This is a genomic window from Acetobacter sp. AAB5 (genome assembly GCF_050106715.1).
In the GTDB taxonomy this organism is placed as follows: Bacteria; Pseudomonadota; Alphaproteobacteria; order Acetobacterales; family Acetobacteraceae; genus Acetobacter; species Acetobacter oryzifermentans.
Genome location: NZ_JBNIEW010000005.1, coordinates 20,645 through 33,599 on the forward strand (window position 1 = coordinate 20,645; position 12,955 = coordinate 33,599).

General features: G+C 50.7%; 6 protein-coding genes and 1 riboswitch. Of the genes, 4 read left to right on the forward strand and 2 right to left on the reverse strand.

Going from position 1 to position 12,955, the window contains the following annotated elements; genetic code table 11:
- Window positions 1-35 precede the first annotated feature (35 nt).
- Entirely contained in the window at window positions 36-8,594 is an 8,559-nt protein-coding gene (locus tag ACP7IZ_RS06845) for a GH36-type glycosyl hydrolase domain-containing protein (RefSeq protein WP_426848415.1), read from the forward strand.
- Between the two features lie 65 nt (window positions 8,595-8,659).
- A complete protein-coding gene (locus ACP7IZ_RS06850; RefSeq protein ID WP_426848416.1) occupies window positions 8,660-10,000 on the forward strand; it encodes an amidohydrolase family protein in 1,341 nt (446 codons plus the stop codon).
- A 101-nt stretch (window positions 10,001-10,101) separates the two neighbouring features.
- Here ACP7IZ_RS06850 and ACP7IZ_RS06855 read toward each other — a convergent pair whose 3' ends face one another.
- A complete protein-coding gene (locus ACP7IZ_RS06855) occupies window positions 10,102-10,635 on the reverse strand; it encodes a GNAT family N-acetyltransferase (protein WP_426848417.1) in 534 nt (177 codons plus the stop codon).
- Between the two features lie 179 nt (window positions 10,636-10,814).
- Window positions 10,815-10,934: riboswitch (TPP riboswitch) on the forward strand.
- A 62-nt stretch (window positions 10,935-10,996) separates the two neighbouring features.
- Here ACP7IZ_RS06855 and thiD point away from each other — a divergent pair.
- On the forward strand, window positions 10,997-11,800 hold the full coding sequence (gene thiD / locus ACP7IZ_RS06860; protein WP_426848418.1) for a bifunctional hydroxymethylpyrimidine kinase/phosphomethylpyrimidine kinase: 804 nt from the start codon (window positions 10,997-10,999) through the stop codon (window positions 11,798-11,800).
- Window positions 11,801-11,874: 74 nt separating this feature from the next.
- Here thiD and ACP7IZ_RS06865 read toward each other — a convergent pair whose 3' ends face one another.
- Window positions 11,875-12,177: a hypothetical protein gene (locus ACP7IZ_RS06865; protein ID WP_426848420.1), complete on the reverse strand. Its 303-nt coding sequence runs from the start codon at window positions 12,175-12,177 to the stop codon at window positions 11,875-11,877.
- Between the two features lie 326 nt (window positions 12,178-12,503).
- Here ACP7IZ_RS06865 and ACP7IZ_RS06870 point away from each other — a divergent pair, with 326 nt between their 5' ends.
- Window positions 12,504-12,941, forward strand: a complete 438-nt coding sequence (locus ACP7IZ_RS06870; protein ID WP_426848531.1) for a DUF2946 domain-containing protein — start codon at window positions 12,504-12,506, stop codon at window positions 12,939-12,941.
- Window positions 12,942-12,955 lie beyond the last annotated feature (14 nt).

Consider the following 12,955-nt stretch of genomic DNA (forward strand, 5'->3'; position numbering starts at 1 on the left):
ACAGCTTTGTACGGCCCTTATCAGGGAGTTGGTACATGCATACAGAACAACTATCAGATACCGGCCCCAAAAATGCCCGTCGTTCATTTTTGCGCCGTTTGTTTGGGGGGCATATTCACGTTCACATACAGGGTGACCTCTTCCCGATAAAAAGCGAAATTTTTGGTATTGAACGCTTGGAGGCTCATGCCAGAAGCCTGGCGGCTGCACAGGCTATTGTACCCGCCAAGCATAACCGGCGCGGACAACCCCTTAAACGCCGGTTGGCTGAAAATGCCGCCCTGCTGGCAGCGGCCAATGAAACTGTTACCAAGGCCAGCCAAAGGGGCCGGCTGCTACCGCCAGCAGCCCAGTGGTTGGCAGATAACTATGCCCTTATTGATATGCAGATTAGAGAGACCAGTCTGGATCTGCCGAGTGGGTATTATACGCGCCTTCCCAAGCTTGCGAATGGCCCTTTTGTTGGTTTGCCGCGCGTTTTTGGCATTACATGGGCTTTTGTTGCGCATACAGATAGTTACTTACAGCCAGATTTTCTGCGTAAGTTTCTGCTTGCCTATCAAACAGTTGCTCCACTTACGATAGGTGAGCTTTGGGCTGTTCCCATTACCTTGCGCATTGTTTTAATAGAAAACCTGCGCCGCATTGTAAGTGCCATTATAGATAGCCACGCAAGCCAGCAAGCGGCTGATCTTTTGGCTGATCAGCTTGCATCCGCCCGAAAGAACGATGCCGCTGCATTGTCTGCCATATTATCTCAAATAGACCCACGCATTATTACGCCAGCATTTACGGCGCAGCTTGCGCATCGTTCAAGAGGTATAGATCCAGAAAAAGATCCCGTGCTGGTGTGGCTAGAGCAGCGTCTGGCAGATAAAAAAACAGATATTGAGCAAGGAATTCAAGAGTATTTACAAACACAGGGCGCTTTTAACGCCACTATTCGAAATATTATTACAAGTCTGCGGCATATTGCAGAATCTGATTGGACAGAGATTTTTGAACAAGTCTGCTTGGTTGATACAGTATTTGCAGAATATGCAAGTTTTACATGTGCAGATTTTGCCAGCCGAGACCTTTACCGCAAAGCTATTGAGGATTTGGCCTATGGCAGCACTGTTGATGAAATTGATATTGCCAAAAAGGCTGTTTTTTTAGCGCAAGAAGCTGCTTCTTCCAATGCGTTTGATCAACGCAAGAATGATCCCGGTTATTATCTTGTGATGGAAGGACGTTCCATTCTGGAAGCCTCTATAGGCTTTCGCCCCAATCTTTCCAGAAAACTGGCCCAAACATTCTGCCAAAGCGGCATTACAGGTTATGCCGTGGTTGTGTTTATGCTGGCGCTCATTTTTCTGGCTGGGCCCGTGTGGCTTTCTTTTCAGGAAAATGCTTGGTTTCCGTGGGTTTTGTTGGTGGCTGTTCTGGCCTTTTCACCCGCATTGGAAGCAGCCGTTGCATGCATCAACTGGCTGGCTTTGCGTGTTACCAAGGTAACGGCATTGCCGGGGTTGGAGCTTTTAGATGGTATCCCCGTAAAATTGCGTACAATGGTGGTTATTCCTGCCCTTCTTACCAACGTAAAAACGGTGGATGAACTTTTATCCCGCTTGGAAGTCCACTATCTGGCTACTCATGATAGCGGTGTTTACTTTGCGCTTTTAACAGATTGGTCTGATCATTCAGAGGCATCTGCACCAGAAGATGATGCACTTTTTCAGTTAGCTTCTGCCGGTATTCACCATCTTAACGAAAAATACGGATCTGTGCCGGATGGTAACAGGTTCCTCCTTCTACATCGCCACAGGGTTTGGAGTGAGAGTGAAGGTGTATGGATGGGGTGGGAACGTAAGCGCGGAAAATTGCATGAACTGAACCGCCTGTTGCGCGGTGCGTCTGACACCACTTTTTTGGCAGAATACTGCCAGAATATTCCACAAGCTGTAAAATATATCGTCACGCTGGATGCCGATACACGCCTGCCCCTTGAAACAGTAAAAAAACTGGTGGGTAAACTGGCACATCCCCTTAATGCGCCGCAATTTAATGCAACAACCGGGCGTGTGCAGCAAGGTTATGCCGTTTTGCAGCCTCGTGTTACGCCATCTTTGCCTATCGGGCATCAAAGCACTTTGTTCCAGCGTATTTTCTCCGCGTCTAGCGGTATAGATGCCTATTCATCTGCAATATCAGACCTGTATCAAGATATGTTTGGAGAAGGGTCTTACGCAGGCAAAGGTATTTACGAAATTGATGCGTTTGAAGCCGCTTTGGCTGGGCGTGTGCCTGAAGCAACCCTTTTAAGCCATGATTTGTTTGAAGGTATTTTTGCGCGTGCCGGATTGGCTTCTGACATTGAGGTGATAGAGGAATTTCCAACAGACTATTTGGTTGCAGCCCAAAGGCTCCATCGTTGGACACGAGGAGACTGGCAACTGCTCCCCTGGATTGTTTCAGGCATATTTCGCACCCCTTCCCCACGCAACAGTTTATCTGGAATTGCGCGTTGGAAAATGGTGGACAATCTGCGCCGCACCTTATGCGCGCCCTTTACGCTTTTGGCTTTGATTATCTGCTGGGTTTTGTTGCCAGAAAACGCTGGTATCTGGACACTGTTTATCCTTCTGATTATGGCGGTACCTGCTTTTTTGCCAGTTATTCCCGATATTGCGCCACGCCGGGAATGGATCAGTTTTCGTAGCTATTTTAATGTTTTGGGGGCATCCATTTCCAATGCCGTTGTCATGACGGCACTTAACATCACGTTTCTGGTGCATCAGGCTTGTTTGTTAGGTGATGCCATTATCCGTACCCTTGGGCGTGTTTTTGTAACACGGCGCTATTTGCTGCAATGGGTGCCCGCAGCGCAAACGGCGGATCTTCTACAGTCCGGCTTGCAACAATATTACCTGAAAATGCTCTCTGGCCCACTTATTGCGGTTATTCTTGTTCTACAAGTTACCATGCAGGATGTGGGAAACCTGATTTTTATTGGTCCTCTGGCCATTCTGTGGGCGTTTTCTCCTGCTATTGGGTTATGGACAAGTCGGGCAGCCGTTTTAACGGCCCAATCGCGCCCTTCCCGCACAGATATTCGCACTTTGCGTCTTACAGCCCGCAATACATGGCGCTTTTTTGAAGAATTTGTAACGGCAGATGACCACATGCTTCCGCCAGACAATTTTCAGGAAGTTCCTTCTCCCGTTATCGCCAGACGTACATCGCCCACCAATATAGGGCTTTATCTTTTATGCACGGTAAGCGCCTATGATTTTGGCTGGAACGGCTTGGCTGATACAATAGATCGGCTTGAAAACACCTTTAAAACACTAGATGAATTAGAAAAATATAAAGGGCATTTGTATAACTGGTACAGCACGGCTGATCTGGAGCCGTTGGCGCCTTTATATGTTTCTACTGTAGATAGCGGTAATTTTGCCGGCCACCTTGTTGCGCTGGCACGCGCTTGCCGTGAATGGACTGCAAATACAGTCCAACCCTCCATGTGGCGCGAGGGTATAGCAGATGCCATTACCCTTGCCATTACAGATCTTACCTTCCGCAATGGCGAACGGCTGCAGAATACAAAACAGCAAAAAGTTCTTATCCGAGCCCTCGCGCGGTTAAAAACATCTGTTCTGGCGGCCCCTGAAGTCAAAACAGAGGAGAGTTTGCAAGCGTTATTGAAACAGGCGCAAACTATAGCAGAACACGCAGCCCATCTTTATGCAGAAACCAACGCAGCCGAAGAACAAACAACGTCAGACCCACGTTTCTGGTGTGTGGCGCCATTAAAAGCGCTTGAAAGCCATTTGCGTGATTTGGACCATACGCATAACACAACCTTTGGAACCCGGCTGAAAGCATTGCAGAGCAAAGCAAGCATGCTGGCGTACGGCATGGACTTTGCCTTTTTGCGTGATCCTGCACGCAAACTTTTGTCTATCGGGTTTGTTGTTACTGAAGATATCTCCGATAGTAACTGTTATGATCTGTTGGCCTCTGAATCTCGGCTCGCGGTCTTTTTTGCCATTGCAAAAGGAGACATTCCTGCGCGGGACTGGTTCCGTCTGGGCCGTGCCCTAACCTCTGCTGGCAGCGGAGCGGCACTGGTCTCGTGGTCGGGTTCCATGTTCGAATATCTTATGCCCTCTCTGGTTATGCGTGCGCCTATAGGTAGCCTGCTCCAGCAAACCAACGCGCTTATTGTGCTGCGGCAGATTGCTTACGGGCAATCGCACGATATTCCATGGGGGATTTCAGAATCAGCCTATAACGTGCGGGATGTTGATTACACCTATCAATACTCAAACTTTGGCGTTCCGGGGCTGGGGCTAAAACGTGGTCTTGGGCAGGATAGAGTTGTGGCCCCCTATGCCACCTTGCTGGCCTCTATGGTTGATCCGCAAAAAGCCGTTGCCAATCTTTTTGTTCTGGAAAAAACAGGGGCACACGGTCGTTACGGTTTTTACGAAGCGCTGGATTATACCCCGGAGCGTGTGCCGGATGGGCAGGAAATGGCCATTGTGCAGGCTTACATGGCGCACCATCAGGGCATGTCCATTCTTGCCGTAGCAGATGCAGTTCTGGATGGTATCATGAGAAAGCGCTTCCATGATGACCCCGTGATTGCCTCGGCCGAATTGTTGTTGCAAGAACGCGCGCCACGCACAGGCGCTGTGGCTCATCCTCTGCCAATAGAAGAATATCCTCTGCCGCGCTCGGAATTGCCACAAGCGGCATCTGGTAGGTACTACGGCACGGATTATACGCCCGCACCCATTACGCACCTTCTTTCCAATGGTCGTTATACCGTCATGCTCACAGCAGCGGGGTCTGGCTACACAATGTGGCAGGGGCAGGCCGTTACACGGTGGCGGGAAGATCCAACGCTGGATAACTTTGGGTCTTACCTTTACCTGAAAAACGTAAAGACCGGGAAAGTATGGTCTGCTGGCATTCAGCCCTGTGGGGAGGAGCCGGATGATTACGTAAGCGTTTTCCATGAAGATCGCGCCGAATTCACCCGGCGTGATGGCTCCCTGACAACAACTGTGGAGGTTATGGTTTCTGCTGAAGATGATGCTGATGTACGCTATCTGAGCGTTTTTAATGCTGGCTATGATAGTGTTGAAATAGATATTACATCCTATGCAGAACTGGCTTTGCTTGCCCCAGATTCAGATCTCGCGCATCCGGCCTTTACCAAACTATTTGTAGAAACAGATTACCTGCCGGAAGCCAAAGCCCTTATAGCAACCCGTAGGCGGCGTACCCCCGATGAGCCTGAAATCTGGGCTGCGCATGTGGCCGTGTGCTCTACCCCCATCACGGTGGAAACAAACCGTGCGCAGTTTATTGGGCGCGGCCGCACAGCGCGATCTCCTGCGGCTTTAACGGGTAAAACACAACTATCTGGGCAAACCGGCACGGTGCTGGACCCCTGCTTTGCTATTCGTAGCCGCGTAAGCATCAAGCCCGGTGCTACAGCGCGGATAACGTTTTGGACAATGGTTGCCTCATCCCGTCAGGAACTGGAGCGCCTGATTGAGGTGCATCAGGATGATACCGCGCTTGATCGCGCACGCACACTTGCCTGGACACAAGCGCAAATTCAGTTCCGGCATTTTGATATTACCCCAGCAGAAGCAGATCTGTTCCAGCGTTTGGCGGGCCATATTCTGTTTGCAAATGCTGCTTTGCGCGCATCATCCGCAGTTATCATGCAAGGTATGGCTGCCCAGCCAACACTATGGGAACAAGGTATTTCTGGTGATCTGCCTTTAGTGGTTTTGCGCGTAAAGGATACGCCAGATACAGATATTATCCGGCAGGTTTTGCTGGCGCATGAATACTTGCGGCTGAAACAGGTTGCTGTTGATCTTGTGCTAATGAATGAGCACCCATCGTCCTACTTACAAGATCTACAGAACACGCTTGAAAACCTTGTGCGCTCTATGCCCAAAAGGGCAACCGTAGCGGGCTCTATCTGCATTTTGCGGGCAGATCTGATTTCCGCACCGGTAAAGAATCTTTTATTGGCGGCTGCCCGCGTTGTTCTTTCGGCAGATAAAGGGCTGGCAGAACAGCTTGATCAGGCCAATGTGGCCGAGGCTCCTAAATCTGTTCTGTTTCAAACACCGCATGTGTTTACGCCCAGTGCGTTCAAGGTGCCCGATATTCCTGAGCTTGAATTTTTCAATGGTCACGGTGGGTTTGCCCAGAACGGCCAGGAATATGTGGTTGTGCTGGCTTCTGGCCGCACAACGCCTGCCCCATGGATTAATGTTATTGCCAATGATACTGCGGGCTTTCAGGCCTCTGCCGAAGGAAGTGGCTATACATGGGCGCTAAACAGCCGTGAGCACCAGATTACCCCGTGGTCTAATGATCCTGTCAGCAATCAACCGGGCGAAGTTTTTTACCTGCGGGATGAAGATACCAAAGTATTATGGAGCCCAACGGCTGCTATCCGCCGAGATATAGATGCCACTTATGTCAGCAGGCATGGGCATGGCTATACGCAGTATGATCGTATTGCACACGGCATAGCCAGCACACTTTTGCAATATACACCGGTAAAAGACCCTATAAAGATTTCGCGCATTCAACTGCACAACCTATCAGGCCATGCTCGCACGCTTTCTCTTACCGGATATGTTGAGTGGGTGCTTGGGACGGCACGCGCCAAAACAGCATCTTTTATTACAACGCAAATAGATGACGCTACGGGGGCGCTATTTGCTTACAATCGCTGGAGTGCCGTTTACGGGGGCCGCGTTGCCTTTGCTGATATTGGTGGCTATGTCACAGCCATTTCGGGAGACCGCACAACCTTTGTTGGCAGAAATGGCACGCTTGATAGCCCGTATGCCTTAACACTGGCCGATACCGTGCAGGGAAGCACCGGTGCTGGGCTTGATCCATGTGGTGTTTTGCAAACCATAGTCACCCTGCCCGCAGATGGCCGCGTAGAAATTGTTTTCCTGTTAGGAGAAGCGGAAAACGAGGCTGAAGCCAGGCAGATGATTGCCCGTTATCGGACGGTTGATCTGGATACCGTTCTGGATGATGTCAAACAGCAGTGGCGCAGCATTTGTGGTTCTGTTCAGGTTAAAACCCCAGATCGCAGTATGGATATCATGCTGAATGGCTGGCTGCTGTACCAAACACTTTCCAGCCGCGTGCGCGCACGTGCAGGCTTTTATCAGGCCAGTGGCGCTTATGGTTTCAGAGACCAGTTACAGGATGGCATGGCCCTTGCGGTTTCGTGCCCAGCTCTGGTGCGAGAGCATCTTATACGGGCCGCTTCCCGCCAGTTTGTAGAAGGTGATGTACAGCATTGGTGGCTCCCGCAGACAGGCGCAGGCGTGCGCACCCATATTTCGGATGATTGCACATGGCTTGGTTACACGGTTGCGCATTACGTTAGCACAACGGGGGATCTTGCTGTTCTGGATGAAACTATTGGTTTTCTGGAAGCCCCTCCGCTGCCCATAACCGAGCACGATAACTTTATGGTGCCAGCGCACTCGGCAGAAAGTGCTACGCTGTTTGAGCATTGTGCCCGCGCGCTTGATCGGAGCCTTGCTGTAGGCGTTCATGGCCTTCCCCTCATGGGCACGGGAGACTGGAACGATGGCATGAACCGTGTGGGAGAACAGGGCCGAGGGGAAAGTGTGTGGCTTGGCTGGTTCCTCTACACCACACTTGAGATATTTATCCCCATTGCCCGCGCCCGGAATGAAGATATGCGGGCTGATAAATGGCAGCAGCATACCCGCAAACTGGCCAAGGCGCTGGAACACACATGGGATGGAGATTGGTACCTGCGGGCCTATTTTGATGATGGCACGCCGCTGGGCTCTCACACCATGCCGGAATGTCAGATAGATGCCATTTCTCAATCTTGGTCTGTGCTTTCTGGTGCGGCCATGCCAGAACGGGCCAACCATGCCATGCGCTCTGCCGTTCATCGGTTGGTAAGGCAGCAGGACGGGCTTATTCTTGTGCTTACGCCACCGTTTGATAAAGCCATGCCAGACCCCGGTTATATTCGAGGATACCCACCCGGCATACGTGAAAACGGCGGCCAGTACACCCATGCAGCGTTATGGACAGTTATGGCCATTGCAGCTTTAGGCGATGGTAATCTGGCCCAAACATTATTCCATATGCTTAACCCCATCACCCATAGCCAGACACCGGAACAAGCCGCGCGTTACAGGCTGGAACCCTACGTTATTGCGGCTGATGTATATTCCGAAGCCCCGCATGTTGGGCGTGGTGGGTGGTCTTGGTACACAGGCTCTGCCGGTTGGATGCAACGGGTAGGAACCGAAACCATTCTTGGTGTGCGCATCCAGGGGGACAAGTTTTTGATAGACCCCTGCATTCCGCAGCATTGGCCGGAGTTTGAAGTAACATTGCAGTGGAAAACAGCGCGCTACAGTATTCTGGTAAAAAACCCGGATCATGTTTGCCGTGGTGTAAGAAAGATCACCATAGATGGCGTGCAAAGCTACATGACGCATGAAGTGAATATGAAAGATGATGGGCTTTTACATAAAGTAGAAGTGATCCTTGGCTCATGAATATCTGATAAACATGGAACGAATATCACTTTCTTGCCGTTTATGCCGCTATTAGGGAGATCAAGATGCGCCGTATGCTTTTCATCACAACTGCTCTTTTTATAACAACATCGGCGCTTGCTGCCTCATCTCCCCCTGTTGCGCTTACGCATGTGCGTATTGTGGATGGCACCGGAGCAGCCCCCATAGAAGATGGAACGCTTGTGATGCAGGGGGAGCATATTCTTGCGGTGGGCAAGGATGTGGATATTCCCAAAGATGCCAAAGTGCTGGATCGTGCAGGAGATACCGTTCTGCCCGGCATTATTTCCGATCACAGCCACGTTGGGCAGTATGAGGGCGTTACCACGGGTTCTCAGTTTTATACACGCGCCAATATTATGGCGGCGCTTGGTCAGTATCGTCGTTATGGTGTTACCACGGTTACGGCGCTGGGTAATAACGTGCCAGATGTGTTTGATCCGCTCCGTAAGGAAGCACATGCAGGTAAAACCCCGGCTGATCTGTTCGGTGTTGATCAAGGTATTGGTGTTCCCAATGGTGCGCCGCCTGTGAATGTGGCACCCAACCAGCTTTTCCGCCCGAAAACCGCCAATGAAGCCCGAGAAGCCGTGGACACAATGGCAGATGAAGGCACGGATCTGGTTAAAATCTGGGTTGATGATTTTGATGGCACACTGCCTGTTAAAATGAGCCCAGATATTATTGCCGCCGTTGTAGAGGAATCCCATAAACGCAAGCTACGTGTGGCGGCGCATATTCATGATCTGGAAGATGCCCAGCATGTTGTGGCCGCCGGAGTGGATATTCTGGCCCACGGCATACGAGACAAACCCGTTACACCGGATTTGATTGCAACGCTTAAAGCCCGCGGGATCTGGTATATTGCCACCCTTCAGCTTGATGAAGCCACCACAGCATGGGCTGATCGCGCGCCGTGGACGCAAACACCCTTTGCAACAGCCGGTCTTTCTGGCCCTCTACAAAAACAGATTAACGATCCAGCATGGCAGGCGCAGCACAAAACGGGCAAACAGGCCGATTTTGCCCGCACATCTTTGGCAATGAACCTGCAAAACCTGAAAACATTGCATGATGCGGGCGTAAAAATAGGCTTTGGCACAGATAGCGGCGCTACCCCTTTACGAGTGCCCGGCGTGGCAGAACATCGGGAGCTGGCCCTTACAGTGCAGGCCGGCCTGACACCTTTAGAGACCATTCATATCGCCACACAGAACGCAGCAGATCTGCTGGATCTTTCTGACCGGGGCGTATTGGCGCCAGGCAAACGGGCTGATGTGTTAGTTGTTACCGGTAACCCCGCAACCAACATTGCAAATGCTGACAAAATTATTGAAACATGGGAAAACGGCGTCGCCATTTCTGCGCCTGTGCTGCAAAAATAAAAACCCGCGTGAATATTCCAGCCTTTTCAATGCATAAGGCTGGGATACTACGTCTTGCGGCTGTTTGATTGCCATTTGTGCTATAATAGGTTTGTAGCAGATTATGCAGGCTTAAAGTGGCTCAGGTCCAATTGCATAGCGCAGCGGGTTTGTTTGGAAAAACCACTCTCTATCTCATCCTGTAATATGGCCGCTAATCTTGGGTTTATTAAGCTTTCAGGGAGTATCGTGAAACCGAGACGCGCATAAAAAGGCGCATTCCACGGCAGATCACGAAAAGTCGTCAGAGTGACGGCTCTAAGGCCATATGCTTTTGCCCAACTACATGCCGTGTCAAGCAGCGCTGTGCCTATGCCCCGCCCCTGCTCTTTTTTGCAAACGGATATTTCAAGAATATGCAATTCCTGCGCGTATATTTGTGCACAAAGAAAAGCAATTGGGTGGCTCTGCTTATCAATAGCAACCCAGCTTGTGCCTGCGTTTATGGCAGCAAGATGCGTATCCACCGGCAAAACGGCGTGATCGGCTATCCAACTTAATGAAGGAATTTGCTGAAAAATCTGCGCGGCGGATTTTTCAATGGGCGGAAGAACAGGCGCATCCTTAATACACGCCATACGTATGCTAAAAGTCATGGGTATTCATTATCCCGTAAAAAGCCTGTTCTAACTTCTTTTATGCCGTAGTTCTAAGAACAGCCTGCCTCTCATGGTGTCAAAGATATGGATATCACGCAGGCCGCTGTAAAACTGAAGAAGCCCCCCAAACCTACCGTTAATATTACGTGCATAAAGCCCCTTGCCCTGATACGTTGCGTGTTACCGAGGGGGGCTCCGACATGGGGCTGAGATATTGCAGGGCCAAAAGGCAGCGCAATGACCCTTTGAACCTGATCCGGGTTATGCCGGCGAAGGGACAGGTTTGGCCACCCTATCCTTTTTTGCTGGAATTTCGCGGCAGGAAGCCACGTTCTTGCGAAAAGGGAATTGCCTGACCATGATCGCCAATGTTTTGAGTATTGCCGGCACCGACCCCACAGGTGGCGCTGGAATTCATGCAGATATTAAAGCATTTTCGGCTATGGGGGCGTATGGCATGGCGGCCATTACGGCTGTGGTTGCCCAGAACACTCAAGGCGTGCGTTCTTTTGTGGCGCTAGACCCGCAATTTGTGGGCGAACAGATTGATAGCGTGTTTGATGATGTACGGGTGGATGCGGTTAAGATTGGGATGGTCCCCAACAGCGGCATTGCTGAGGTTATTGCAGACCGCCTGCATTATCATGGTGCAAAAAATATTGTGCTTGATCCTGTTATGGTGGCCAAAAGTGGAGATCACCTTCTGGAAGGCAATGCGGTAAGTGCTATCAGAGACCTTTTGGTGCCGCTTGCAACGCTTATTACCCCCAACCTGCCAGAAGCAGGCGTTTTGCTGAATGCCCACCCCGTATGGACGCTGGATGAAATGCGCTTACGGGTAAAAGACTTGGCCAAGCTGGGTTCGGAATGGGTTTTGTTAAAGGGTGGCCATCTTGAAGGATCAACGCAGAGTGTTGATCTGCTTTATGGTTCCGCTGGAAAAATTATGGAGTTTGCAGCACCACGCATCTGCACACGTAATGACCACGGCACCGGCTGCACACTTTCTGCTGCCATAGCAGCTCTCCTCCCTTCCAAATCGGTTGAAGAGAGCGTGCGCGGGGCAAAAGCATATCTGCATGGTGCGCTTGCAGCGAGTGATACGCTTGATGTCGGGCATGGGCACGGCCCCCTGCACCATTTCTATCATGTGTGGAAATAATGTTCAGTCACCCAACGGCTGTAATAAGGGTTTTATCGGCATCACATTAAGTGATGCCGATAAACAGGGCTATTTTAAAGCTCGATATCCACTTCACGAATACCAGCGCGCTGTGTGGCATCCGGGTGGCCTTGGTGGAACGGCTCGTCAGCAAGTAGCTTCACATCGTTCAGGTCAGATACGGCAAGGCAATCCCACTGGCCTTGGGCAGGTACACGCTTTTCGTGTGCATCTACACCGCGATACATCAGCACCTTTTCTACGCCATCCCCTTTGCCCAGAGCGTGAGGTGAGCCTACCTGCGGCTTGTCATGAAGCGTAAAAGCCACGGCTTTTTTCTGTTCAATGGCAGTCCGTAAAATGCTGTAAGCTGACATGGTTTGTTTCCTCTTTGTAGGAATAACAATCTGACCTGAATTCGGTTTCGAAATACAGGAAGCCGATAAAAGCTTCATGCAGGCCTTTTATTGGGTTACGCCCCTTCATTCACAAAAGCGATAGAGTTGATATAGGAGCAGCTATACCTGCCCACACAACAGAACAGCCCTGCTGATCTCTGGCTTGTGCCAGATTATACCGTGCTTTTTACGCGTAGCATGATCACGCCAACCACTCTTCCTTGACAAAAGGCAAATTATCTTCCTTTAACAAGTGCACAATTTGGAGAGGATTTTTGTCTAGATCAGCCACCATGCACGCAAAAATGCGCCTGTTTGCCAGCCGATGGCTGGTGGCCATTTGTGTAATGGTGGGGCTTGTCGGACAGCTTTTTCTTCAAAGCCATGCGCAGCTTGGGGAAATGCCCCGTGTTACGCTTGAACGCCTTACCGGCCTTCATATTGGCCCTGCACTCAAAAGCCCGGCATGTCCTGATATGGATGATGCCATGGTAATGCCTGCGGATGATGGGGAGCACGATCCCGCACACCATTCGCATGATGATAACGGGTTCTGCCCTCTTTGCCCCTTACTGCAACTGCCCGATATTGCCTTTATTGGCGTTTTTGTTGCTTTAAGCATTATGCTGTTGGCAAAGCGGCAGATTTATCATGATCGTGCGCCACGGGCCCCGCCTGCCGGTGTTTTTACGGGTCTTCCCCATACACGTGGGCCGCCTCTGCTCCTGTCATGTCTTTACTGACAGGAACACGTTTT

What these genes read in the sequence shown, in the direction of transcription:
- ACP7IZ_RS06845 (WP_426848415.1), top strand. Translation starts at nt 36, where the DNA reads ATGCATACAGAACAACTATCAGATACCGGCCCCAAAAATGCCCGTCGT.
- ACP7IZ_RS06850 (WP_426848416.1), top strand. Translation starts at nt 8,660, where the DNA reads ATGCGCCGTATGCTTTTCATCACAACTGCTCTTTTTATAACAACATCG.
- ACP7IZ_RS06855 (WP_426848417.1), bottom strand. Translation starts at nt 10,635, where the DNA reads ATGACTTTTAGCATACGTATGGCGTGTATTAAGGATGCGCCTGTTCTT.
- thiD (WP_426848418.1), top strand. Translation starts at nt 10,997, where the DNA reads ATGATCGCCAATGTTTTGAGTATTGCCGGCACCGACCCCACAGGTGGC.
- ACP7IZ_RS06865 (WP_426848420.1), bottom strand. Translation starts at nt 12,177, where the DNA reads ATGTCAGCTTACAGCATTTTACGGACTGCCATTGAACAGAAAAAAGCC.
- ACP7IZ_RS06870 (WP_426848531.1), top strand. Translation starts at nt 12,504, where the DNA reads ATGCGCCTGTTTGCCAGCCGATGGCTGGTGGCCATTTGTGTAATGGTG.